A 24,059-nucleotide genomic window follows, 5' to 3' on the forward strand; every position below is an offset into this window, starting at 1 on the left:
AAGAAGCCGGGCTGTCAGTCAGCGTCCTCGTCATCTGTTCCAATAGAGTACTCCGTCAAGATGTTGAGGAAATCAGTCTTCCCGGCATAGTCCAAGTAACCAATGGTGCCCGTGATGATCTCTTTGGCCTTGATGTATCGATTCTGCGGCATCGCCTTTTCCATTTTCTTGAGGTAGCCTTTCAACTTGTCTCGGATTTCGGAAGTTTCCTCGCTGCTGGCAGGAAGAAAGTTGCCATCGCATTTCCGGTAGCGCAAGAGATACAGCATCAGTTTGATGCCAGAAAAAAATTTATTCTTGAATTGTCCTTCTGCTGCATAACCATCAATCACCATCAAGACTGCTCCAAGCAGTATATTGATAGTTTTTTCGTTCAAGGCATCATGTCCGTTTCGTCGAAGGCTCATGATGTTGTTGCACGCTCGGACGCTTGGGTAAGAGAATTTATTGTCATCATGGATTTTTTTTGTGATACATTGCAAGATGCGACCAAGGTCCTTTGTCTCGGCAAGAGATCTACTCCCAGCTTCAATCGTTCGCGCACCACACCCAGGAATACAGAGATCTTGCCTGATTCGCTTGGTTACATGCTGCGGTGTAGCCCCGTAAAACCACGTGGCTCTGGTCAGTAACGAGCGGACTTGCTCGTCATCCCAGCCATCCAATTTCGTCGTATGTCTTTGCAGAGCCTCAATGAACCTGGCGACCAGACGTTCTCCCTCCTGGAAACCGGCCAATCCGTCCTGGCTCAGCACAGGGAGAAGAATTCGTTTCCAGGATTTCCGCGTTTTGATGAAGCGATACATCTCATCAAGCCGTGTGTCGAAATCGGACGACCGAGGTGTTGTACCCTCAAATACATTCACCAAGTCGGGAATGCGGGCTTTCCTCCAAGGAGCAGGATCTGGGTGAGGTGTCAGCTCTTCCAAAGGTGGCCAGCCTCGGGCATCCGACACCAGTTCCTCGGTCGGGCAGGGGCGCATGGTCCGGTAATCCACATAAACTCGGCGGCCATACAGGAACGATGGGTCCTGGGGGGTCACCTCCATCTGCGCCATGCCGCTTGCCGGACGGATGCGCACATGAAGGTCAACGGGCATCCTCTCTGGTGGTGGCAGGGGAAAAGGGAAGGTGAGCCTTCGAAACGGAGTGTCCGCTTGTTTTTCTGCCTCCCTTTTATTTACCGTCTCTGGCCCCAGTGCACGCTGCTTCTCCTCTGGACCATCCGCTTTTGCGTGCCAGAGTTCCGCATAGATATCAGCATAACGAAGGGCAGCCGTGGAATTTTCAATGTTGCGGAGATTCGTCTGGATTTTCTGCAAAGCTTCTTCTCGATTCGCAGCAGTCCTGACGAGATGACGTACCAGGCTTGCCTTGGCAATGGAAAGTCCGTCAGCAGAACTGCCTACTTCACGATCAAGACGATCAAGGCCTCCACTGGGCTTTAGCAATTCATCATGTCCGCCACCACGGGAGATGACAATATCAAGTTCATGAGAATGCTGCTCGATTTCAAACCGTCGACAGATATCGTTCTTATACTCCTGCCCCCCATCGGTGTCCTGGGCATCAACCAAAGGCGAAGTTGTATAGCGCCCGTCCTTCTTCGCCAACAGAAAATACTGCGGCAAGGTGTCGAGATAGGTCGGCTCGCCTTGTTGCAGTCGGTACAAGAAAAGCGCCGCACCCTGGGCAATGGCCTCACTGCCGGGATTCATCCAGAGGCGGTTCGCCTCACGGTTGTCCCACGGCCCACGCGTGTCCAGGCCCCGGGCTTCCAGTTCCGCAAAACAATTCCGTAGCCAAACGGGTGGTTCGGCTGGAGCAAAGGGGCCGCAGACAGCCATTCCCACCAGCTGACCACCCTTTTGACTCTTGATGGTTTCCCGCACAAGATTTGCCAGCCGGTCCGTCCATGCCGCGGGAGAGGGCACACTTCCTCGTAGGGAGCAAGAGGCTTTCAACGTTTCCTGTACTTGCCGTGATGGGCCACAAACTGCCCTATCAAATCGAGCTGCGAGATCCTCCCTGGCCGGATTCCAGAAAGCATAGCCATGATCGAATCCCCAGGTCTGCGGCAAATCCGGCTGGCTCCAATGCCTTCCTGCCAGCACCTGCCATGCCTCTGGAAAGAATGAGAAGGCCCGCCAGAAAGCATCCCCGGCGCCCCCCTGAAGTTCGGGCAGCCCTGCCAGTGCCCGGCCCACCCAATCGTAGCCGGCAAGCGATGAAATCTCCCGGGGCCGCTCGCGGCGCGGCACGATGAAATCAACCCCTTGCTGGTTTTGGCAAACCCGCAGCTTGAATGGCACACATTCAATGGCGTCCGGCCCGAGATAGAGGACAAGCAGAAAATCGTCTGGACGGCCCGTCATCGTCCGCCGACCTTCAACCGTTCGAACCTTCATGTCGCCCCCAGCCTCTTCCAGCCAGGCGAGAGCGGCGGCCACGGGGCGCCACAGAAGTCGAACCTCAGTTCGGTCGCGGCGTTCAAATTCCCGTCTGAGCTCATCCAACAGGTTTTTCTGGCCGTACTCGTCAAGATCGTCAGGGATGGCCACTGCAACCTTCACATCGACAGGGTTTCCTTCCTCCAGAACGAGTAGATCCGCGATATGCGCCGCCAGGATTCTGGCAAGCGGGAAGGAAACCCCGCCGCCCACCTCCCAACGGGCCTGGCTGTCCCGCGCCTCGGTCAGGGCCCGCCATACACAACAGACAGGCGCCCGGCGCAGGTGTTCTCCAGCCTTGACGGAGGCCTCGGGTGGCCAAGGCAGGCCAGCATGCACTCGGGCTTTTCTGGCCTCTAATCCGGTCAGGATCGGCCCGTTCGGGTGCCCCGGAAGAACCACACACGCAGGCAGGAAATCGGCCGACTTGGCAATCGGGCCCGCGCACACAACGCTCATGTCGTCCAGCCCGAAGGCCGCACACCCCAGTATCAGGGGGTTCTTGCCATTGGTCATGCGAGCATCTTCTCCAACATGTAATGCAGAGAAAGCATAATGGTCTCGGTGCCATCCATCCATCCCGCTGGCATCATTGGGACAGTGATCAGGCGTAGCTTCTCACGATTGACCTCGCTGGATGCTTTCGGCTCGAAATGGCTGCACAGGACAAGCCCCCGAAGCATTGGCGGCTGCTCAAGCCTGGCCATGTCCAGGAGGGTCTGGTGGCCATCCAATGCCTTGGCGGCGGAGGCAGCAATTTTTTCCCAGGAAGGAATCTTTGTCGAAGCGGCTGTGTGGACAGCCCAGACAATCAACACACGGGGTGGAACCTTCTGTTCCACAGGCCGGAGAACAAGATAGAGTTGACCGCCGGTAAAGCCGAGATGACGTGCGACGGGGTGGTCTTTCGCATTCTCCGGATGAACGATCTCCAATACGGCTCGTCGGGGCGGCCCTTCTCCCCTGTTGCGCCGTTCAATCAGCAGGGGGCCTGTTTCGCAGCCGGCCGCGGCCCGGCTGCCCAGGATCTGTTCGCCCCGTACCTGGAGCGCCCCTTCGTACAATGTGGAGAGCCGCAGGGAGTTACTGCCATCAAGCTCCTCCATGTGGAGAATAATGGCGACGCTGACCAGCAGGCGGGCAATATCCGCCCAGGTTCTGGACTGCCAGTCCCAGAATCGGTCCTTTTCCCTCTCCTGCCGCAGGAGCCGCTGATACCATCGCCAGACTTGCCGATAGCGCATGTCATGGAGCAGCACATAATTGGGCGGCGTAGACGGATGTGGGGCGTCCACCTCCTCCAAATGAGGCGCCATGGCGAGCTGGGTGCAGAGAGAGGAGAGAGACCGTACTCTCCCGGTACGTTCTGAATTCTCGAAGGCGGGATTCTCGGACCGGGCATTGGCGATATACCTCTTGGCCTCTGCCGTGCAGCGATGGAGGAAATCCTTGAGGATGCGGTTTTCGTGCAAGTTGTAGGTTTCTTGCCGAGCTACCGCGAGCAGTCGCTGCCTCGACCCCGCCTTTTCGGCCAAGGTCCGTCCTTGCTGACGGATGTACCAGTGGAGGCAGGCACTGTCGGTCTCCTCCACCCTACCGGCGGGCAAGAGCCGCCGTTCCCGGAGCAGGACACGACGAGCGGCCCGCACGGTTTCAGGGAGTGGCCGGTGCATGGTTTCGGCAATGTCCACAATGATGGCCCGGGATGGCTCTTGCGTCGCCTCTGCCAATTCCTTCAGGTAGGCCTTGACCCTTGTCCATTCCAACAACTCGTTTGATCGACTCATGGCATGAGCCTTATCCAGCAGCTCGTCGAACCGGCTGGACCAGGCAAGCACCGTTCGATACAAGTCGGAATCCCGGCTGGCACCTTGTTCATCGCACCTCTCCCACCTGGGTTTTACACCTTTGGGCGAGAGAAGGACTCGTTGACGGACGTTATCGCCATTGATGGTGCTGTGAATGGCAAGGCCGGCATTGTTTGAAACGTCGGCATCGGCCCCATGCGGGCTTTCGAAAAGGCGGCAACGTTCCGGAGAGGACGGAGGCAGAAAGGATGGTCCCAACGGGTGAAACCGCTCGTGCCGGGCGGGCAGGAAGATTTGAGCGCTCTCAGCCAGCGAGATGATTGGACTGCCATAGTACGGGAACGTGACCTCGCCGTCGGAGAGGTTCCTGGTTTCCTCGCCCGTGGCGCAAGACCAGGGCCAGAAATGAACACGGGCCGGAATCCGAACGGTCATGCCTGGTCATCCTGCCGCGTCACACCCTGCCAAAGGAACATGCCAGAGGCGTTGCTTTCCCGCGCAGTGGCGAAGGCCTTGTGCAGTTCCCCGTCGCCGGTATCTTCAATGATCTTTCCAATATCATCAAAAGCAGCATTGTTGATGCCTTCCGTGGTATCGAACCCCCGCAGCTTGGGCAGTATCTTCTGTTCGATCTGGTCGGCAAAGGCGTCTTTGAAGACGTCGCGAGTCACGCCTGGGTAGTTAGCCACATAGGCCAGAATGCTTTTCCGAACTCGATGCCCAAACGGGCGCCCCACTCTGGTGAGTGCATCATTGAGACCATTGATCCATTCCTGCGCCTTTTCGGTCCAGTCAGCCGACTCGACGGGGCGACACCATTTTGCCCACTGTTCAGCCTTCAGGTATCCAAGAGGTTGCGGCAGCGGACGTTCCTGGATCTGTTGTGGCCCCGCCGGGCCTGTTTTTGCCGGGCGACCAAAGCGCAGGACGTTGGCCCGATCGAGGACTTTGTCAGAGAGGGTCTGGGTGGATTCGTCCTCGTTCATGGTGCCAGTAAAAAGGACATTTTGTCCCACACAGAATTTGATGGCCTCCCGTCCTGGTCCAGTGTCCAGAAGAATTGTGTCGTGTTGATGATCGCGGTCAGCCAACCTCCGCAACTCAAGCTTGGAGAGAAACTCGCTGAAATAGTACTCGGTGCGTGCCAGGTTCATCTCATCGAGCAAAACAAGCAGCATCCGATCAGAGCATTTCTGCTTTTCATCAAGTCCTTCCACGGTACAGGAACGGTCCATGCGGATGAGGGCACGGGCCAGATCGGTCGCCTTGTATTTTTTTTCCAGGTAGTTGTAGAAGCCGAACATGTCCTGCGGCGAATCCCAACGCGGCTGAACCGCGATCACCAAAGAATGCATGCCCATGAGTCTGGCATAGGCGGTGGGCAGAAGGGTCTTGCCAGTTCCGGACACACCGGCAAGCACAGTCAGCGGGTTGATGTCATGGCACTTGAGGGCCGTATGGAAGGCCTTCACCACACGTTCCTGGAAGTGATATCCGACATCGGCAAGTTGCCGACAGATCTCCGCCAGGGCACCTTCCTCATCGCTATACGGGAATTCCTTTTTGGGCAGGTGGCTGGGGTCAAGGCAGTCGGGTGCTTTCTTGAGGAGATCGGCGTGGGCGTTATCCATCTCTGGCCCGCCACCGCCCTCAAGACCGCCGACCTCCTTGCGCAACCTGTCGCGCTCCCCTTCGAGAACTGCCACTTCAATGCCAAGACGCTTTTCCTTGTTCTCCACTTCTTCAAGCCGGTCCTCCGCCTTTTTCAGCCGGCTGGTCATCGCAAGGTGACTTGCTTCCGCCCTCCGTGTCTGGTCATCCCAATACTGGACCGCCTTTTCGCTTTCTGGCACTTTTCTCTGAGCATCAGCAAGAGCTTGTTCGATGTTGGACTTTGTTCTTTCCAACTGTTGAACCTGTCGGACAAGACTCTGAAGCAACTCCTCCTTCAGAGAAAGTTCGTGGTGTTTTTCCTGAACCTGACGGCTCATGTCGCCAAGAATCTTGCCGGATTCCTCAGCTTCCGCCATGCGGCGCCGAGCCTTCTCCTCGGCTTCTTTTGCAGATACTTCCGCAACCTCTCGATCTTTTTCAAGATCGGCCATCTCCTGCTTGAATCCAGCCTTCTCTTCCTCCAGCCTTCTGATCCCACGCTCAAAGTCATGAATGCGGTCCTCGGCCTGAATCAAAACCCCCTTTTGCAGCTGAACCTGCTGAGTTATTTCCAGAAGCTGCCTGCTTGATTCTTCAGCCTCTCGATGTGCTCGTTCGTTCTCGGTCTTTGCGTTTTCCGCCTGTTGCATCAATTCAACTCGATGCCTGTCCAGTCCATCACACTCACGGCGCAGTGCGTCGAGTTCAATGCGCCTTTCCACAACCTGCCTGACGACATCCTCCCGTTCTTTCTGCGCTGCGCTCCATTCCTGCTTCACTGCGTCAAGGGACTTGTATATTTCCTTAAGCTGCGTCTCGACGCTGACCAGTTCAGCCCGTTGCCTTTCCAGATCCTCGATGCGATGTCGCAGATCTTCTGCCTCGTGGTTCAACCTTTCGATGACTTGGGAAATGGTATGCCGCTGAGCCTCGAATTCTCCAGCCTCCCTTCGCAGTTCTACGTTTCGTTGCTCTTCAGCAGCACATTCGTGCTGAAGTCGTGTCAACTCGCCGCGCAAGCGTTCCTGTTCAACCCTTTCGGAATCCAGTCGTACCAACTCATCCTTCTGAGCCGTAAACCAATCCCGCAACCCTTGCACATCAGACTGAAGTTGTTCCTTGCGCGCTGCAAGAGAAGACGCATCGCGGCTGTCGCCAAGGGCCGCGGAAAAACGGCGTTGATGATACAGGTACATGCCAAAAATAATCAGCATGATGATTATGACCCCGGCTGTGGCCAACAGCCACAATCCAGCCGGAAGGATCGGAACGGAAACGGTATTCATGGCAACTCCTTTTTTCGCGGAGGAGAGGCAGAGATCACGGCTTTTTCGGAACACCTGGCGGGTTGAGAGGCGATTGTTCCGAAAGATCGGTGCTGGCTGCATCCTGCTGGGCATGCCGACCCTGCACCTGACTGATCTCCTCTTCCATCTTGCGCCGGGTGTCCTTGAGATCCCTGACGGTTGAGGCGAGGTCGTCTCCGGCCACCTTGACACCCTGGGATGCCGTCGACAACGCATCGACCACCGCCAGAACAGCTGCATCGCGCGTGGAAAATTCCTGTAGCGTCTCAGCAAGCTGATCAAGATTGGCCCCGGCCGTTTTCGCCGCCTGTGCTGCATCATCCAAGGCGTCCAAGGACTGGGAGACAGCGTCCTTGCGTGAGCTGACATCCCTCGCCACCTTGTCAAGACGACCGGCTCCCGAGTCGAGCTTGCCAGCCGTTTCCTCGATAACCTTCTGATGCGAAATCAAGGCGCCACTGGCGGTCCTTATCTTTGTTTCCAGGTCCACCAGGGTCCCTACAGCGCCTTGCAGGCTACCGACCAAGCCGGAAAGCTGCCTCTGTTCGGCAGACAGGCTGGCGACCATTTCGGTGAACTTGGCAATCTTATCCTTCACCCCGTCAACTGCAGGACCCAGTTTGCCCTCGGTGGCTGTCGAAAGAGCGGTGGCCGTCTTGCCAAGCGTGGCAACAGCCGTGTCGAGATTTGTCTGCCGGTCCGCAATGCGCTGCGCCAGCCCGTCGACCTGCGCAACGCCCTTCTGGAGTACAGCGACGGCGTCATCGGCTCTTTTCGCGGCCACTTCAAGTCCTTTCGCATCGGCCGTCACCTGTTGGCTCGCACCGGCAAGAGCCTTGCCAGCACTGCCAGCCCCCTGCTCCATGTCCTTCAACGTTCTGCTCAGCTCCATGAGACGAGTTGGCAGGGTGGCCAATGCTTCGTCCAGTTCCGCCCGACGCTTCTCCAGTTGGGCTATTGTGTCTCTCAGAATGGAGAGCCTTCCCTGTTCCGCCGTCGTTTCCTTCAGGGCTGCTCCTCTTTGATCCTGCAGCTTGGCGATCTCCAGCGAAAGGGCATCGTTGGCCCGGATGAGTTCAGCTTGCTCCTTGTTCAACGTGCCCATTTTCCTTTGAACGTCCACCAACTGGTCTTGCGCCTCGCTTGCCCTGGACTGGAGGCCCTTGAGCTCCTCTTCTGCCTTTGCCCTCTTGCCTTCCATGGCCACCAGCCGCGTTTCAGCGGCACCAACTGCTGCCTGTAGACCAAACAAGGTCGTCTCGGCCTCCTGGCGGTGCCTCTGCAGTTCGGGCAGTTGGGCCAGGATTTCGCCGTAGGTTTTCAAGTCATCACTCAGTCGTGCACGATCCTTGGCGAGGGAGGTCCGCTCCTCGAGCAGGGTGGCCCGTTCCTGCTCAAGGTTGACGATCTTCCAACCGGAGAGAGCGGAAAAGATGACCACGAGAGCAACTAGGCCGCACATGAGGGCAAACGGGGGAGGTCGATCAAGGAGAATCGGCCTCGTCAAGGGCTCGTCGGTCGGCGGACCTGACGGAAGTACGGAGTCAGGCTGCATGCTCATCGGCGTTTCTCCATTGATGAAGGATCCTTTCCACACAACCATCCATATCCTCGCGCAGTTGATAGACCCAGAACCGCATCACCTTCCACCCCAGTCCCTGGAGCTGAATATCCCGCCACAGATCATCCAGCTTCCGGGAGCCGTCCGAATTGCGGTGGCAGCAGGCGCCATCAACCTCGATATCGATCTTGCGCGGCCGGGGAGCCCCACTGAACAAGGCGAGGTCCAGCCGCCGCCCTGCCACAGGATGTTGCGGTACAGGGGAAAGCCCATGCGCCATCAAGGCCTCGGCCAGCTTCTTCTCCCATGGCGACTCATGCGGCGCCCAGGGGCTGTCTGCAGGGGAATGCACGATGGCCCTGCGCGGCATGGCCAAGCGCTCGACATGCTGGATACCACAGTTCCTGGCCCAGGCCCGATTGCCGACTATGCGCGCCACCGCCCGCGCCCTGCTGATCGCCACATTGAACAGATTGCCGTTTTCCCGCAGAAAATGAAGCCCGCCCTGGGGCATACCCGGTCCGGCGCAGAGGCTGAAAAGAATGACATCCCGTTCATCACCCTGGAAGCCGTGTGATGTGTCAACAACGACCCGAGCCGAACGTAGGGCTTCCCAGGGGATACCGCCGTCATGAATGGCTTCGCGCAAACGGTTCGCCTGTTCACGAAAAGGCGTGACCACGCCGAGCGATCCCTTGAAGGAGCCATCCGCCAGGATCTCACGAACGATGTCCGTTATCGCCTCGACCTCCGGGGCACAAAAGGCGCCCCCAGAGCCGCCACTACGGACATCTCCCTGAACCTCATCCCAGTGAAGGCCGGGCTTCATTCCTGACACAACCGGCAGCCGGGCAACGTCCGTGGCCACGCGCAGCCTTCCGCCATAGAAAAGATCGTTGGAGTAGGCCGCGATCTCCTCGACGCTTCGGTAGGTCTCACACAGGAGGATCGGGGAAACACCGTCCGTATCAGCGAACAGGGCATAGAGCGAGGATTCGACAAACGAGAATCGCTGTTGCGCCAGGCGATCCATGCCGGCCCGGCGACGAAGCATGGTGTCCTTGGCCAGCGATAGCGTGGTGACGTGCGTGAGTTGCTGGGGGTCGCCGACCACGCCGGCCCTTCTCGCGCGAAAGAGAAGAGGGATGGCGGAAGGGATATCGGACTGACTTGCCTCATCGACGATTACGAGATCGAAGACCCCGGGCAGAAGGGGGATGCGGCTGCCCGCGGAGAGGCTGGTCACGGCCCACGCGGGATAGTGTTCCAGGAGCTTGGGGAGTTGTGTGCGAAGGACCTCTTTGACTTCCTGTTGGAGGCTCGTGGAGGCGGTTGCCTGTTCAAGGAACCCCAGGGCAGAGCGGAGATTGGCATAGAGCTCCCGGCTGTCGGCGGGCAGGAGGCCGCCTCGCGCCAATGCCAGCTTTTCGAGCAGCCCCGTGGATATGTTCATGATCTGTTCGCTGGCAAGCGAAACATCCGAGACAAGGGCTGGTTCATCAGCAAGGAGGCGAACCTCTTTTTCCAGGCCGGCGCGGAAGGCGAGAGCGGCACAATACTCTGCGGCGTCTCGCAGGAGTCCCAGTTGTCGCCTGAAGGCTTCGATCCTGCCGGGCGTGCTTATCAACCCCTCTGGAGCGGGCAGCCCCGGAATGCGGCGCAGTTTACGCCCGAGTGTGATCCATGCCGGCATGGCGGCCATGGCTGCTCGCCAGGCAACCCAACGGGAGATCGTGTCGCCGGGGCCGCGGAGCAAGAGCCGCGCTGCTTCCTCCACCCGCTGCAGCGCTGGCTCGGGAAAACCCGAGGAGAGGTTGCCCAGCGTGGACAAAAGGGCTTCGGGCAGTTTTCCCACCAACAGGGAAACCTTTTCCTCCAGCTCACCCAGCCGTTCCCGGTAAGCCCGGAACACCTCCAGCTGTTTCAGGTTTGCCGCCCGCACATCGAGCAAGCGTCGCAATTCGGTAAGAAGCGGGGACGCAGCTTCCGCCGCCTTCTCATCGGCCTGGCCGGCGAGGAGTCGGCCGATGGCAGACGTGAAAGTCTCACGCAGACCAGGATCATCCCGACTGTTACAACGCACGAGAAGAGATTGCCCTTCCCCGCAACGGCAACGGGCATGCACGGCATCGATGGCCTTGTGGTTACGGCTGGAGAACAGCACACTCTGACTGCACAGATGAATGTTGGCGATCGCCGCGCTTACCACCTGACTCTTGCCGGTTCCCGGCGGCCCGGTCACAACCGTGATTGGCTGGTTGAGTAGGCACTCGACCGCGTTTCGTTGTTCGGAGTTGAGATTCGTGACGTCGGCCACCTGAACATTGGCTCTGGAGGGTTCATTTTCCGACCGGGCGTGTTCTCCCTCGGCGCGAAACAGCAGGCGAAGCGCTGTCTTGTCCAGCTCGCTGTCCGGGAATTCTGCAATGGCGGCCAGCTCCTTGAGGAGCGTCTTGGTGTACTGCGGCCGACGGGCGAGCATGACGACAGCCCGATTGTAGATGCCTGTTGTGAGGGGCGGTCGGAAATCGGAGGAGGGAATAGCGTCGGGCAAGAGTGGCTCTTGCAGCTCCCGCGACAGGAACGCGGCCAGGGTCGCAGCCAGATGGTCGAGGCTCGGACCAGATCGGGAGGCTGGTGCGGCGTCGTCGTCCCCGCCGAGGAAGCCACAGGCGGAGAGGAAACCACGACGTTTTTCCGCATCCTTGAAGGTGTGGTGCATCCATTCCAGATTGATCTGCGCATGGGGGTGATCTGCTTGCAACACGAGTGAGCCCTGGCTCAACTCATGATCCAGGGCGTAGTGAAAAACGGGTTTCAGCAGAAAGGAGTCGGGTTCGCCCTCCCGTTGCCACTTCACAACCTGCAGCGGATAGCCAAGAACCAGAAGGGCATCCTGCCCGGCGCTGGCGAGCTGCTCGATCATCGGGCCCAGATGACGACCAAGCGGCACCGTGTGCCGCCATGGTCGGCCAGGGCGTGGCAGCCACGATCCGACCCGCGTAACAAGGAAAAATTTCTCATTCAGGTTGTCGAGACCGGCCATGGCCTCGGCTCCACCTTCGTTCCGGATGCAGTCCCGATAATATTGAAGAAGCATCCGGAAGTTCCCCCACGGACTTGGCAAAGAATCCTTGGGTCGATCGCCGTCTGGACCTTCGGGGGCGGCTGGTGGTGGTGGAAAACTCGGCTGCCCAAGGAGATGAAGGGCTTCCCCTGAAATCTTCGGAAATGCAATGCTGCCCGAAGAGCATGTAGGTTCTGTTGGGGCAGCTACAATGCGCCATCGGCCCATTGCGAACTGCACATGCCCCTCCTGCATGAGGTCGCGCAGGGCGCCCAACACTTCATGTTCCGGTACGCGACGCCCTTGCGTAGCAAGCCTTCGTCTGAGGTCACGGACGGGAGTGGGGTGCGGTGCCGCATTGAGAATAGCGAGAAGTTCCGCCTTCATGTCTTCCTGGGACATTCGTGATCGATGCGTATTCTGTCCAGTAACATCCTCTCGCAGCTGCTGTTGATGCTGCAAACAGGAGACACGATACCTGAATCAATCCCCAGACTCAACATCGATTAGTAGTGGCTTGTAGCGGTGGATGGCTGCGGGCACACTTGGATAGATGCAAGCGCTTAAACAGCCCTTCTGGCGGGCGGAGGCGTAGTTCGGCATGGATGTTGTGCTGTGGCAGGAGGGCCTCGTACTCCTCGCGGCTGGAGGCGTAGGGGATGCGCTCGAAGATGAAGCGCATATACCTGGAGACAAAGCCGTTGGCCCTGGCGATGGCGATCAGGCGAAGAGGGTGGCGCTGGCATCGGCTCCGCGGGGATCGTCTGCGAAGGACAAGGCTGGCGGACCGCGATTTTTGCTGACGTTGCCAACCGCTCTGGAATAAGATGGGCTACCGGTGCAGGGCGGTCGGGCCGAACGGACGGCGGGCAGCCGGGCTGGCCGGCCCGGCCCTTCGGATAACCGCAGCCATCAAGAAGGAGGGAGTCATGCCAGGAAGCGTCTACAAGATCATCGAGTTGGTGGGCACGAGTGAAGTCTCCTGGGAGGAAGCGGCCCGGCAGGCGGTGGAGACCGCCGGCCGCACCCTGCGCGACCTCAGGGTTGCCGAGATCACCAAGCTGGATATGAAAATCGAGGATGGCAAGATCAAGGCCTTCCGCGCCCGGGTCAGCGTCTCCTTCAAATACCACCCGGACAAGGACTGAGACAACGGCCGGTCCTGACCACAGCCTTTGCTCGCCGGGGGCGGGCGTCCGATTGCCGGGCGCCCGCCCCGGCTTTTTCCGGGCTCAGCGGGCCTCGCCCCGGCGCTCCAGGACGTGGAAGTCGATGCGGGTGCCGATGGCCGCCTCGCGATCCGGGGTCAGAGGCTCGCCCTCCAGGGCGGACAGGAAGACCGCCCAGTCGTGGCGGCTGCGGCCCTCCTGCCGGCCGGGCGCCAGCCCGGTATGGCAGTTCTTGCCGTCCTGGGAAAAGCGGGCCATGAGCCGCTTCTCCCGTTCCTGGTGGAAGCCGCGCAGCTGGTCGAGATCGCTCTCCATCACGCTGCTGCCAAGGGTCTCCACCGCGGTGCCGATCAGGCGCTCCATGGCCTCGATCCGGTGCCCCTGACTGTCGCCGGCAGGAAACAGGTGGCATTCGGCACAACGACCCAGGAAGAGGCGTGACAGGGTTGCCTCCCGCCGGCGATGGTAGGCCATGAGGATCCGGATCTTCTCGTCGGAGATCAGATCCGGCGCCTTGGACTGCATCCTCCGGATCAGCTCCAGCCACTCCTCGTCGGACAGAGAGTGGGCCGTGGCCCGCTCCGCCGGATGGCAGGCGCTGCAGGTGGTCTCAAACACCTGCACCTCCCGGCGCTGCTGATCCACGTGGAAGGCCACCAGCTCCTCCACGTCCGCATCGCTGATGGCGCCCTTGCTGTAGCGCTGCATGACCACCAGGGTGCTGTGCCAGGCATCCTGGTCCTGAAACACCCCCAGGGCCCGCTCCGGCTCGTGGCAGCTGGAGCACTTGTCCAGGAACAGCGCGATGGGCCCCCCCGGCTTCTCGGGATCCCGGCCCAGGGCCAGGGCGAGATCCCGCTGCAGGGTGGTCCGGTGCTCGCGGATGTGGTAGGCGATGAGGATCTCCACCTCCGGATCGGTGATGGTGTTGCCGGCCTTCTCCTGCATCCGCCGCACCAGCTCCCGGATCTGCTCCGGGCTCAAGGCCTTGTCCGTCACCTTGCGGCCCGGGTGGCAGCCCTCGCAGCGGCGGGCGAAGAGCTTAGCCTCCTCCTGCTGCCGCTCCACATGGTAACGGACCAGGGCCTGGACCTCGGGCAGCGAGATGTCCGCCTGATGCTCCTCCCGCATGCGATTGATGGTGGTCAGCCAGGCGGCCTCGCTGCGGGTGGCGGCGAGGGCCCGCTCCGGTTCGTGGCAGCCGGCACACTTGGCCCGGAAGAGGGCAGCGCCGGAGGGCTCCGGGGGCGCCACCCGGCTCGCCGGCGCCGGGCTCCGGCAGGCCGCCAGAAAGGCCAACAGGCCGGCCAACGTCACCAGCCAAGCCGTGCCCAGTCGACCGCTGGTCGCCCTCATGCCCCACCTCCTTTGGCCGCAGCCAAGGCGGCGCGGAAGCCCGGCTCAGCCCGTTGGATCACGGTCTCATCCACGCAAAAGGCAAGACGGAAGAAGCCGGGGGCGCCGAAGCCGCGGCCCGGCACCGCCAGAACCCGCTGGTCCCGGAGAAAGCCCACAAAGGCCACATCGTCCGCCAGGGGCGAGCGGGGAAAGAGATAGAAGGCGCCCCGGGGCTTCTGGAATTCGTAGCCAGCGGCGGCGAGCATGGCGCACAAGACATCCCGGCGGCGCTGGTAGATGCCGGCATCAACGCTCACCCCGGCCAGGGAGGCCAGAAGCCGCTGCTGGAGCGCCGGGGCGTTGACAAAGCCCAGGATGCGGTTGGCCAGGGTGAGGCCACCCAGGAGCGCCGCCCGATCGGGCATGGCCGGATGCACCGCGATGTAGCCGATCCGCTCGCCGGGCACCGACAGGTCCTTGGAGGAGGAGGAGACCAGGATGGAGGCCGGGTAGCTGGCCAGAACCGGCGGCACCTCGGCTCCGTCGAAGACGATCTTCCGGTACGGCTCGTCCGCCACCAGGTAGATCGGGCTGCCCTGGCGCTGGCTGGCCTCGGTCAGGAGACGGGCCAGCTCCGCCAGACTGCCGGCATCGTAGATCTGGCCCGTGGGGTTGTTGGGGCTGTTCACGAGCACCGCCTTGGTGCGGGGGCCGATGGCCGCGGCCATGGCGCCGAGATCCAGGGAGAAATCCGGCCGGGTGGGCACTTTGACCAGCCTGCCGCCGTGGTTGTCCACGTAGAAGTCGTACTCGACGAAATAGGGGACTGGCACCAGGACCTCGTCCTCGGGGTCCAGGAGGGTCTTGAAGACCACATTGAGCCCGCCGGCCGCGCCGCACGTCAGCAGAACGTCGTCGCCGGTGAGCGCCACCGCCTGCTCCCGGCTCACCTGCTCGGCCACGGCGGCCCGGACATAGGGAAAGCCGGCGTTGGGCATGTAGCCATGCACCCCCGGCGCCTCCCTTGCCACCAGCTCCCGCAGCCGCTCCACCAGGGCCGGCGGCGGCGGCAGGTCCGGGTTGCCCAGGGAGAAGTCGAAGACGTTGGCGGCACCATACTGGGCCTTGAGCCTGGTCCCCTCCTCGAACATCTTGCGGATCCAGGAAGAGCGCTCGGCAAAGCCCTGCATCTTGCGGCTGATGGGCATGGGAAGATCTCCTTTGGGGGTTGACACCGCCGCAGGTCAGACGCGGCGCGCTGCCGGACGAATGGCCACCTGTACCACGAGTCCAGGAGGCCCTTGCACGACGTTATCCCTTATTGGGCGTCGCCACTGCCGCCTTGGTCGCCCGGCCATCGAGGAGACGGCGGATGACCGCGGTCATCTCGGCCAGGGTGCCGATGGCCTCCATCTTCTGGGCTTGCCGGAGCATCCGCTCCAGCTGCACCTCCCGGGTCATGTCCCGCTGCCCGACGATGGCATGGGTGATCTGGCCCTCCCGATCACGGACCGGCGAGACGGTGGTCTCCAGTTCCAGGGTAGCCCCACCCTTGCTTTTGCACTCCACTCGCCCCCCCCAGGAGTTGCCTCTCTCCACCGCGGCCAGCCGCTGCGACAAACGGGGTCCAACCTGCTGGCCGTCGACAACAGCCAGGGTGCTGCCGCAGATCTCCCCCCGGCTGTAGCCGGTCAGGTGCTCAAAGGCCGGATTCACGTACTGTACCCGACCCTTGGTATCGGTGATGATGATGGCCTCCGTGGCCTGGTGCACCGCGGCGACCAGCTGCCGCCGCTCCTCCTCGTCCCGGATCCGCTCGGTGGTGTCCCGACTCAGATGCACCACCTGGGAGATGACGCCCTGTTGATCTCGGATCGCCGAGGTGGAGACCTCGGTATAGAAGTTGTTTCCCTGGCAGTCCACGTGGAGATGCTCGGTGGCGGCATAGCCACCGCGTTGTCGGGTGATGTCCATAGGGCAGGTATGGTCCGGGGGGCCGCAGGGCTGGGAGGTGTCATGGGTGAGGCGGAAGCAGGTCTGGCCGATCACCTCGTCCATCGCCCGGCCGGTCTGAATCAGAACGGCCCGGTTGGCCGCCACCACTCGGTAGTCCTGGACATTGATGAACGCCAGGGCGTCGTGGGCCGCAGGCCAAGGGGGGTGCTGTCGTCCGGGGGCGCCTGCTGCTCTGACGGTGTGGCCATGGCTGTTCCTCACCTGACCAGGGCGCCAGGCCTGCCAATGGCCGTGCCTTCGCCCTGGCATCGCGTCGGTGGCTACGGATCGTATCGCATCTTCTCACCGATTTTTGCGCTCCTGATCACCTTCACAGCGGCATAACAGGCCTCTGTTTACCACGACTCGGCCCTGGCTGCATCCACTGGTCTCCTGGCCCGTGCGTAGCTTCCATTCCATGTCAGTCAGCCTCCTCCTCAGGCCTCCCGAATCGTCTGGTCCAGCCACCGGGTGAACGTCGCGAAGCGCGGGCAGCGGGCTATCACCCGACTCGGATCGATGCGGGCCAGGAGGCGGCTCGCATGACGGATCTTGCCGTACGAGCCCTTCCGGGTGTCTTTGGTGGCCCGGTCGAGCTTGTCGTAAAGATCGGCCTTCGGCTCTTCCTCCAGGTTCGGTCGAGCCGGCAGCACGCGCTTCCGGAACCCCTGCATGGAGAATCCCTCAAGGGCGACCGGGTCCGCCACGATCCAGGCCTCCATGCATTGCACCATGAGATGGACGCGCTCGACTGGGGTGCCGGCGAGATCCCATCCGTCCCGCGCCGCCAGGTGGCGCAAGAAGCACGGCAAGGATAGCCAGGAAACGGATGGTGCCATCGGAAAGCCGCGTAGCCGGCACCGGGGCGCGCAAGCCCTCCTCGTGCAGATAGAGCTGCACCGTTCCTCCGATGACGCGGGTGCTGAACCGCTGATAACGGGGGGAGAAAGCGGGCGAGCAGCCGGTTGATCTCCGTGCCGGCTTCGGTGTGCTCGAGGCCGTTCAAGACGAGACCCAGGTTGCGGGCGTCGTCCAGGAGCACCCCGGCGTCCAGATCAGCAGGGCTGGGGCTGCCGAAGAAAGGAATACCGTCCGAAGCACCATTCACGAAACGTCTGGACGCGGCCGAACTGCTGCCCGACCCAGGTGACCTCGGGGTACACGTCCGGATCCTTCCGCTGCGACAGGACGGACTCGTCCGGGATAAGACTGTGCCGCTCCAGGTGCCGGGGGATCCACCGGATGCCCTTGCCGCCGCCCCGGACGTTCAAGGCCGGCCGGCCCTGCTGAAACCGGTAGTAGAAGAAAACGTCGTCTTCCTTGGGCCTGCGCTTCGCGATCTCTTCGATGACCTCGTCGGTGACCTCCGTGCGTTGACCTGCGGCTGTGAAGCTCAGCCGGTACCGAAGGTCAGGGATGGGACGGTCGCCATTGACCAGAGCTTCGACAGTGGCCTGCCGGCCGGCCGCCGATCCTTTCCACAGCCACTCCTGGGCGCCTCCGCCGTCTCGGATAGCAGCCGCGAAGGCCTTCGGCGTGGCCCGCAGGAGCTCCACCGCCTCAATGAGATTGGACTTCCCTGCTCCGTTCGGCCCGATCAGGACGTTGAGCGGGGTGAGCCCTATGGGGCCGCTCCCCGGAGGGAACGAAAGGAAGCCATCGAGGCGAAGGGATTGCAGGAAGCTCATGGGTCCTCTCCTCTTTGCGAACCTCGCTGCCGGACCTCCCAAGGAGGCCGCCATGCTCGCCAGCAGGCTTGCCGGCAAGCTCCTGCCTCACCCTCTCTCACCCCAGGAGCACACCCCGGCTGAGGGCGACCGCTGGCCGGTCCAGGACCTCGAAGCCGGCGCTGACTGCCAGCGCGATCTCGTCCTCGAAGACCGCCGGGCCGACGTGGCCCCTGGGCTCAACCACCAGCAGCCGGCCGCCCTTCTTGAGGAGCTGCCGGATCTCCGTCAGGAACGGACGCGGCGCTGGCACCTCGTGGAGCATCCAGAAGGCCAGGGCGAAGTCCAGGGGCTCGGTCACCGCCAGCTCCCCAGCCCGCACCAGCCGGGGCAGGATGCGGGCCGCCACCCCGGCCCGGGCGGCCCGCGCCATGAGGATGGACAGCATCCGCTCCTGGAGGTCGACGGCATAGACCCGGCCCTGGGGACCCACCAGCCGGGCCAATGCGATGCCGAAGTAGCCCATGCCGCAGCCGAAATCCGCCACCACCTGTCCGGGCCGGACGTGGGGGCCCAGGATGGTCTCCGGCCGGTGGATGAGACGGCGCAGGGGGTTGTCGAAGGTGTAGGCCAGCCACCAGGGGCAGACGTGGGCCACGGCATTGTCTCCAAAGGAATGGGGGAAGACGCGGCGGCTAAGCGAAAAGATCGGCCAGTGGCCCGGCCTGCCGCCTGGCCCCGGCCGCCAGCAGCTTCAGGAAGGCCGATTTCAGGGGCGCCGCCGCCATGGCCGCCTGGAAGGGGGTGCACTTCTCCAGGGCCGCCACCACCTTGCCCAGGGCGCGATGGCTCAACCGGCCCGGGTCATCGGCCAGGAGGTCGGCCAGCTTGCCCCGCTCGATGGCCATGGCCAGGCGCTGCTCGAAGATCGTCTCCGGCACCAGAAGCCGCTGCTCCCGGGGTCGCATCTTCGCGCCCCCGGTTTTGCAGATGCCGGCACACACCCCGCAGCCCAGGCAGAAGGTCTCGTCGCGCACCGCCCAGGCCCGGGTGCGTTGGCCGTCGTGGACCTTTTCCAGCCGGATGGCGGATACCGGGCAGGCCTTCGCGCACTCGCCGCAGCCCTGGCAGCGGCTGCGGTCCACTTCCATGATCCAGTTGCAGGCAATGCTGCCGGCACCGGCGCCGAACCCCCGGATGCCCCGCATGATGTGGCAGCAGCAGCCGCAGCAGTTGCAGATGAAGCTCACCCGGCGCTGGACGTTGTCACCGATCTGGGCGAGGCCAGCAGCCTTGCTTTCGGCCAGAATGGCCTGGGCGCGCTCCCGGTCAATGGCCCGGGCATGGCCGGCCCGCACCAGACTGGCCGCGGCGAAGTCGAAGCTGAGACAGACCTCCCGGGGCTTGGCGCAGGCCTGGCCCAGATGCTCGGCCAGATGCTGGCACTGGCAAAGCCCCACCGCCAAGGCCTCGGCCGAGGCCACGATGCGGGTGGCCCGCTCCCAGTCCAGAACCTCGGCCGGCGACTCCCGGGGCAGGGCTTCCTCCTGCACCAGGGTGCGGACAAGCTGGGTCTGGCCCGCCCCCACGGTGCGCAGGAGGGCGCCATCGTTCTCGTAGAAATACTGTTCGAAGAGGGCCGCCAGCTCCGCCACGGGCAGCTCGTCCCGGCTGCGCATGAAGACAAACTCGAAAAAGCCGATGACCACCGGCGGCAGGGTGAAGTAGCGCCGGCCACCCAGCTCCAGGTCGAACACCACCCCCCGCTGAGCCATGGCGCTGAGCCGCTCGTCCAGCTCCTGCTCCGGCTGCCCGAGGCGGCGGGCCAGGTCGTCCAGGGCCACCAGATTGTGGGGCAGGCGGCTGGCCAGCTCCGCCTCCTGGGGGGTGAAGAGCTTGCCCAGAATGGCCAGCAGGGTGGGCGAGGCCGGCGCGCCCTGCACCTTCTGGCCCAGCCGCGCCTGCAAGGCAAGGTAGGGCTGGTCGTGACCAATCAAATGTCCCACAATGCTCCTCCTCCTGGTCCACCCGGCACCCCGGCGCAGACCACGCATTGGCCTCTGGTCTCCCGGCAGCGGTCGCCAGAGGCCTGGCATACGGGCGCGGCGGCGGTGTGCCAGGTATCTATCCTGCCAACGACAGCTCGGCCAGCCGCCAGACCGCCGTGGCCTGACTGGCCAGCCACTGCTGGCGGAAGGCCACGCGGTCCGGCGTCCATTCCAGGTGCTCACTGGCCCCCCGCCGGGTGATCTGGAAGCCGCTCTGCTCGAAGACTGCGCGTTTCTCCGGGTACGACTGGTTCCCGACCTCCCGGTTCCTCGTTGCCTCCAGGGGGGTCATGTTGCCGATCCGGAAGACGCAACGATCCACCTGCTCGTCGCTGAAGCTGGTCCAGCTCTCGTCGGGATGCTCCGGCAGGATATGCTCGATGGTGTACTTGTCACTGGCGTTGCGCAGGCCCGCAGCACCCGCGTAAAGTCCGCATCGGACAACAGGCGCCGCGCCGACAGCAGCAAGGCGTACGGCTGTCTGATGTTGAACATCACCAGCTCAGCCACGTGCTTCCGCTGCTCCGTCGTCCACATGGAGTCGTTCGCATCGCCCAAGGCGGCGTAGATGTCGGCGTCACGATCCATGTCCCGCAACAGGGCAAAGACCTCGGCCTTGCTCGTGATGCTTGCCCGGATGATCTTGAAGAGATCGGCATGGCGGGTCAGAGGATTCTGGCTGGTAACCGTTCACCAGCTACCCTGGTGAACGGTTACGTGAAATTCGTCACCGCCATATCAGCCTCCGCCTGTATCGATCAGACACCTGGAACAACCTGAGCTCGCGCCGCCTGCACCCGCAGCCGGATCTCCTTGCCAACCGCCGCCCCGGTCAGGACTCGCCACATCAGGCCTCCCGCTCACAAGATTGCATCGCCACCCCCTGCACCTGTGCACCAAGCCAGCCGTTGGCTGCCAGCACTTGTCGGAGGTCGGTCTCGAAGGCCTGGAAGGCTGGCAGCTGACGCAAGGCCGAATAGTCCTTGATCAACTCGGCCAGCCAGTCCGGCCGGCGGGCCGGCGGCTCCGCCCAGGAGCCGATGGGCGCGAGGCCAACGAGATCCAGCAGCAGCCATTCGATCGGGTAGCGTAGCACCCGATCAGAGCTGCCGTCCGTGACCAGCGTGTAGGTCAGATCCCTCAATGAACGTCTCCCCGGTCCTCGAAGGGGAGGCGCAACTGACCCCGGAACCGGTCAATCACCCGGCGGCGTGTGGATTTCGGCGCATCCTCCTCCGCCGGGACCTCTCCCACCCCCCTTTGCAGATACGACAGGATGGTGCCACGCTGGATCTCGCGGAGGGCCGTGTCCGCAGGCCGCGTCCCCGCCAGCCGCCAGAATGCCAGGGCGCGCACCTCCCCCGTACCAGCGCGCCAGGCGTGTGCATCAGAAAAGAGGAGGCTTTCGTCCTCCACCAGGGCCACGACGGCAGGGGAGTGGGTGTTGATGAACACCTGCCGCAACGGGTTGTCGGGGCCGTTGGGGTGTTCCGGATCGACAGCGATGTCGCTCAGCAGCCGCACCATGGCAGCAACCCGTTCCGGGTGGATGCCGTTCTCGGGCTCTTCCAGGCAGATGACCCCGGTCTCTTCCGGGTCTGCCTCCAGGATCGTCAACGCCAGAAAGCGCAGAGTGCCATCGGACAAGGAGGTCGCCGGCAGCTCAACACCCTGCAGGTCCCGATGCACCAGGGTGAGAAGCTTCCTCTTGTCATCCCGCTCGACGGTCAGGCCCCCCACACCCGCGACCAGCTCCGCGAGGCGGTTGGCAGCGGTGACGTAGATCCTGGCTTCATGGGCCTCGGGCGCCTCGTCCTTTTCAGGCGCCGCGTGACTGAGGCGGTAGAGCGCTGCGGGCAAATGGGCGCCGTTGGGAGCGATCCGACTGGGGGCCTGGAAATCGTCCGGCTGCCGCAAGGCCGAGGGCTCCAGCTGGAGCAATCGCCAGCTCAGCATCTCCCGGCGAACGAGAACGGCAGTGGGCGCCTCCTTGGCGTTCTGGGCCGAGGAAAGGACCGTCCGCGGCAGACTCGCCAAGGGAAACTCCCAGGTCGCCCCCCCCCGCTTCTTCTTCCCCTCCTCGCGGCGCCGATCCTGATGCAGCCTGATCACCCCACGATCAGTCGTGATATAGGGCGCCCGCCGATCGGCGTGCAGGACAGACGACCGCCAATCCAGCTTGTGACGAAAGGGCAACCTGCCGGCGGCTTCACCCTTGGTGATATAGGTAAGCTCCTCGTGCAGGAGCTCGATCTCGTCACCCACCAGGGCGCTCTTCCCCTGCCGGAGCCGCAGGCGGATGCTGTAGCGGACAAAGGTGCTGCTTGCCTCGGCCGGCTGACCGAAGGTGTCGACCCCCTTGGCCGGGATGAGCATCTCCGCTGCCAGCTCCATCTCGCCGTTCCCATGGGTCGTGAACAGATGCCGGGCCTCCTGGCCACCGCGTACGCCGAGGGCAGCCTCCAGAAACGGCTTGTCGGCCAGGGCCTGCAGGAACAGGATGGCGTCGAACAGATTGGACTTCCCAACCCCGTTCGGGCCAGCGATGCAGGTGAAGGGACCGAAGTGGAGATCCACATCCAGCAGGTTCTTGAATCCCTTGACCTCCAGTCTTGTCAGCATGTCCTGCTCCGCTCTTCTCCCCTGGCTGTGGAGCCCGCCGGGTTGGGGCCGACCATCTTGCCGGGGCCCAGCTCACCGCCTCCCCGGCCTACTGGCCGTACTTCTTCTTGAGGAAGTCGTAGGCGGCGTTGATCTCCTTCATTTTCTCCTCCGCCACCTTCCGGAACTCCTCGCCCAGGTGGCCCACCTTGTCCGGGTGGTACTTCATGGACAGCTTGCGGTAGGCGTCCTTGATGGCGGCAAAATCCGCCCCGGGCTCGACCCCCAGGGTCTCATAATAGCGGCCCTCGTCATCCGCCGCCTTGCCGTACCGGGCCTGGATGGTGCGGTGATCGTATGCCGAGATGCCCAGGGCGCTGGCGATGCTCTCGGCGACATTGAGCTCTCCGGGCGTGATCACCCGTTTCGAATAGATGACCCGGTAGATGAGGTCCAGGAGGATGAGCCGGGGCTCGTAGGCAAAGCGGCGGCCGAACTCGGCCACCAGCTGGGGCAGGGTCTCCCGGGAGGCCAGGGCCTCCTTCATGAGCTCCCGGATCCAGAGCATCTGGCTGGTGGAGTAGCGCAGCTGCTCCCGGAAGAAATGACGGATGATGGCCACCTCCTCCCGGGACACCTGGCCGTCCAGCTGGGCAATGCGGACCAGGATATGCACCAGGAGGAAGACAAAGGTGTTGTGGGCCTCGGTCTGGGAGCGCTCGTACTGGCCCACCAGCCGGCGCAGGTAGGCGGTGATCCCCCAGAAGATGGCGACGATGAGCAGAAGGCCGAAGAGGCCCGTGAGGGCCAAGGCACCCAGCAGGTTGAGGAAGAACGGCATGCCGCCGGACAGGAGCGCAAACAGCCCCAGGATAACCAGCCAGCCCAGGCAGCCGGGCCCCTGATGGTAGCGGTATTCCATGGCGACGCTCCGCGCCCGGCCGGCGGCCGGAGGATCAAGGAAGGTCAGCTGCCGCCGTTGTCGCTGGCAAACAGGGCGTCCACGAACTCGTGGGCATCGAAGTCCCGCAGATCGGTCATCTTTTCGCCGATGCCGATGAAGCGGATGGGCAGGCCCAGCTCGTGACAGATGTTGACGATGATGCCGCCCTTGGCGGTGCCATCCAGCTTGGTGAGGGCGAGCCCGGTGACGCCCACCGCCTCGTGGAAGAGCCGGGCCTGGGAAACGGCGTTCTGGCCGGTGGTGGCGTCCAGCACCAGGAGGATCTCGTGAGGCGCGCCAGGCAGCTTCTTGTCCATCACCCTTTTGACCTTTTTGAGCTCCTCCATCAAGTTGACCTTGGTGTGCAGGCGGCCGGCGGTGTCGACGATCACCACCTCCTTCTTGCGGGCCAGCGCCGCATCCAGGGCATCGAACACCACCGCCGACGGCGC

The 24,059-nt window shown here is 62.7% G+C and carries 19 protein-coding genes; 2 read left to right on the forward strand and 17 right to left on the reverse strand.

The genetic code is table 11. The features are described from left to right. Window positions 1–14: 14 nt before the first annotated feature. From AB1634_04525 to AB1634_04545, 5 genes are read right to left on the reverse strand one after another with little or no spacing between them, the layout of a single operon-like run. On the reverse strand, window positions 15–2,966 hold the full coding sequence (locus AB1634_04525; protein ID MEW6218785.1) for a hypothetical protein: 2,952 nt from the start codon (window positions 2,964–2,966) through the stop codon (window positions 15–17). Then, on the reverse strand, window positions 2,963–4,693 hold the full coding sequence (locus AB1634_04530; GenBank protein ID MEW6218786.1) for a DUF2357 domain-containing protein: 1,731 nt from the start codon (window positions 4,691–4,693) through the stop codon (window positions 2,963–2,965). Before AB1634_04530 ends, AB1634_04525 begins: the two co-directional genes overlap by 4 nt. After that, window positions 4,690–7,197 carry a hypothetical protein gene (locus tag AB1634_04535; protein ID MEW6218787.1) on the reverse strand — a complete coding sequence of 836 codons (2,508 nt, stop codon included), beginning with the start codon at window positions 7,195–7,197 and terminating at the stop codon, window positions 4,690–4,692. The genes AB1634_04530 and AB1634_04535 overlap by 4 nt, the downstream gene beginning before the upstream one ends. 34 nt (window positions 7,198–7,231) lie before the next feature. Further along, window positions 7,232–8,779 (reverse strand): hypothetical protein, encoded by a 1,548-nt coding sequence (locus tag AB1634_04540; protein MEW6218788.1) that lies wholly within the window; start codon window positions 8,777–8,779, stop codon window positions 7,232–7,234. Beyond that, a complete protein-coding gene (locus AB1634_04545; GenBank protein ID MEW6218789.1) occupies window positions 8,763–11,825 on the reverse strand; it encodes an AAA domain-containing protein in 3,063 nt (1,020 codons plus the stop codon). Before AB1634_04545 ends, AB1634_04540 begins: the two co-directional genes overlap by 17 nt. 950 nt (window positions 11,826–12,775) lie before the next feature. Between AB1634_04545 and AB1634_04550 the strand changes: the two genes are divergently transcribed. Then, window positions 12,776–12,994 carry a dodecin family protein gene (locus AB1634_04550; protein MEW6218790.1) on the forward strand — a complete coding sequence of 73 codons (219 nt, stop codon included), beginning with the start codon at window positions 12,776–12,778 and terminating at the stop codon, window positions 12,992–12,994. Between the two features lie 84 nt (window positions 12,995–13,078). Here AB1634_04550 and AB1634_04555 read toward each other — a convergent pair whose 3' ends face one another. From AB1634_04555 to AB1634_04590, 8 genes are all read right to left on the reverse strand, one after another. Next, entirely contained in the window at window positions 13,079–14,371 is a 1,293-nt protein-coding gene (locus AB1634_04555) for a hypothetical protein (GenBank protein MEW6218791.1), read from the reverse strand. Beyond that, window positions 14,368–15,561, reverse strand: coding sequence for a pyridoxal phosphate-dependent aminotransferase (locus AB1634_04560; GenBank protein ID MEW6218792.1), 1,194 nt, complete (start codon window positions 15,559–15,561; stop codon window positions 14,368–14,370). The genes AB1634_04555 and AB1634_04560 overlap by 4 nt, the downstream gene beginning before the upstream one ends. 103 nt (window positions 15,562–15,664) lie before the next feature. After that, window positions 15,665–16,570: a PAS domain-containing protein gene (locus AB1634_04565; GenBank protein MEW6218793.1), complete on the reverse strand. Its 906-nt coding sequence runs from the start codon at window positions 16,568–16,570 to the stop codon at window positions 15,665–15,667. Window positions 16,571–16,785: 215 nt separating this feature from the next. Continuing rightward, window positions 16,786–17,187: a DUF4276 family protein gene (locus AB1634_04570; GenBank protein MEW6218794.1), complete on the reverse strand. Its 402-nt coding sequence runs from the start codon at window positions 17,185–17,187 to the stop codon at window positions 16,786–16,788. A gap of 216 nt (window positions 17,188–17,403) precedes the next feature. Continuing rightward, a complete protein-coding gene (locus AB1634_04575; protein ID MEW6218795.1) occupies window positions 17,404–18,036 on the reverse strand; it encodes an AAA family ATPase in 633 nt (210 codons plus the stop codon). A 97-nt stretch (window positions 18,037–18,133) separates the two neighbouring features. After that, window positions 18,134–18,673, reverse strand: a complete 540-nt coding sequence (locus tag AB1634_04580; protein MEW6218796.1) for a methyltransferase domain-containing protein — start codon at window positions 18,671–18,673, stop codon at window positions 18,134–18,136. Between the two features lie 37 nt (window positions 18,674–18,710). Further along, window positions 18,711–20,021: a 4Fe-4S dicluster domain-containing protein gene (locus AB1634_04585; GenBank protein MEW6218797.1), complete on the reverse strand. Its 1,311-nt coding sequence runs from the start codon at window positions 20,019–20,021 to the stop codon at window positions 18,711–18,713. 118 nt (window positions 20,022–20,139) lie between these two features. Further along, window positions 20,140–20,472, reverse strand: a complete 333-nt coding sequence (locus AB1634_04590) for an HNH endonuclease family protein (protein MEW6218798.1) — start codon at window positions 20,470–20,472, stop codon at window positions 20,140–20,142. Window positions 20,473–20,573: 101 nt separating this feature from the next. On the opposite strand from AB1634_04590, the gene AB1634_04595 reads away from it, so the two are divergent. Next, the gene (locus AB1634_04595; GenBank protein MEW6218799.1) at window positions 20,574–20,843 is read left to right on the forward strand and encodes a hypothetical protein; all 270 of its coding nucleotides are present in this window, start codon (window positions 20,574–20,576) and stop codon (window positions 20,841–20,843) included. A 67-nt stretch (window positions 20,844–20,910) separates the two neighbouring features. Here AB1634_04595 and AB1634_04600 read toward each other — a convergent pair whose 3' ends face one another. The 4 genes from AB1634_04600 to AB1634_04615 form a co-directional block, all read right to left on the reverse strand. Further along, complete coding sequence (locus AB1634_04600) at window positions 20,911–21,207, reverse strand: hypothetical protein (protein MEW6218800.1); 297 nt, start codon at window positions 21,205–21,207, stop codon at window positions 20,911–20,913. Then, on the reverse strand, window positions 21,204–22,685 hold the full coding sequence (locus AB1634_04605; GenBank protein MEW6218801.1) for an AAA family ATPase: 1,482 nt from the start codon (window positions 22,683–22,685) through the stop codon (window positions 21,204–21,206). Before AB1634_04605 ends, AB1634_04600 begins: the two co-directional genes overlap by 4 nt. A gap of 88 nt (window positions 22,686–22,773) precedes the next feature. Beyond that, window positions 22,774–23,586, reverse strand: coding sequence for a DnaJ domain-containing protein (locus AB1634_04610; GenBank protein MEW6218802.1), 813 nt, complete (start codon window positions 23,584–23,586; stop codon window positions 22,774–22,776). A gap of 44 nt (window positions 23,587–23,630) precedes the next feature. Beyond that, window positions 23,631–24,059, reverse strand: a 429-nt coding sequence (locus AB1634_04615) for a signal recognition particle-docking protein FtsY (GenBank protein ID MEW6218803.1), incomplete at its 5' end; no start/stop codon positions are given.

It is taken from the genome of Thermodesulfobacteriota bacterium (assembly GCA_040755095.1).
In the GTDB taxonomy this organism is placed as follows: Bacteria; Desulfobacterota; Desulfobulbia; order Desulfobulbales; family JBFMBH01; genus JBFMBH01.

Excerpts from the sequence above, each read along its gene's own strand:
- AB1634_04525 (MEW6218785.1), bottom strand. The coding sequence starts at position 2,966 with ATGACCAATGGCAAGAACCCCCTGATACTGGGGTGTGCGGCCTTCGGG.
- AB1634_04530 (MEW6218786.1), bottom strand. The coding sequence starts at position 4,693 with ATGACCGTTCGGATTCCGGCCCGTGTTCATTTCTGGCCCTGGTCTTGC.
- AB1634_04535 (MEW6218787.1), bottom strand. The coding sequence starts at position 7,197 with ATGAATACCGTTTCCGTTCCGATCCTTCCGGCTGGATTGTGGCTGTTG.
- AB1634_04540 (MEW6218788.1), bottom strand. The coding sequence starts at position 8,779 with ATGAGCATGCAGCCTGACTCCGTACTTCCGTCAGGTCCGCCGACCGAC.
- AB1634_04545 (MEW6218789.1), bottom strand. The coding sequence starts at position 11,825 with ATGGCCGGTCTCGACAACCTGAATGAGAAATTTTTCCTTGTTACGCGG.
- AB1634_04550 (MEW6218790.1), top strand. The coding sequence starts at position 12,776 with ATGCCAGGAAGCGTCTACAAGATCATCGAGTTGGTGGGCACGAGTGAA.
- AB1634_04555 (MEW6218791.1), bottom strand. The coding sequence starts at position 14,371 with ATGAGGGCGACCAGCGGTCGACTGGGCACGGCTTGGCTGGTGACGTTG.
- AB1634_04560 (MEW6218792.1), bottom strand. The coding sequence starts at position 15,561 with ATGCCCATCAGCCGCAAGATGCAGGGCTTTGCCGAGCGCTCTTCCTGG.
- AB1634_04570 (MEW6218794.1), bottom strand. The coding sequence starts at position 17,187 with ATGGCACCATCCGTTTCCTGGCTATCCTTGCCGTGCTTCTTGCGCCAC.
- AB1634_04575 (MEW6218795.1), bottom strand. The coding sequence starts at position 18,036 with ATGAGCTTCCTGCAATCCCTTCGCCTCGATGGCTTCCTTTCGTTCCCT.
- AB1634_04605 (MEW6218801.1), bottom strand. The coding sequence starts at position 22,685 with ATGCTGACAAGACTGGAGGTCAAGGGATTCAAGAACCTGCTGGATGTG.
- AB1634_04610 (MEW6218802.1), bottom strand. The coding sequence starts at position 23,586 with ATGGAATACCGCTACCATCAGGGGCCCGGCTGCCTGGGCTGGCTGGTT.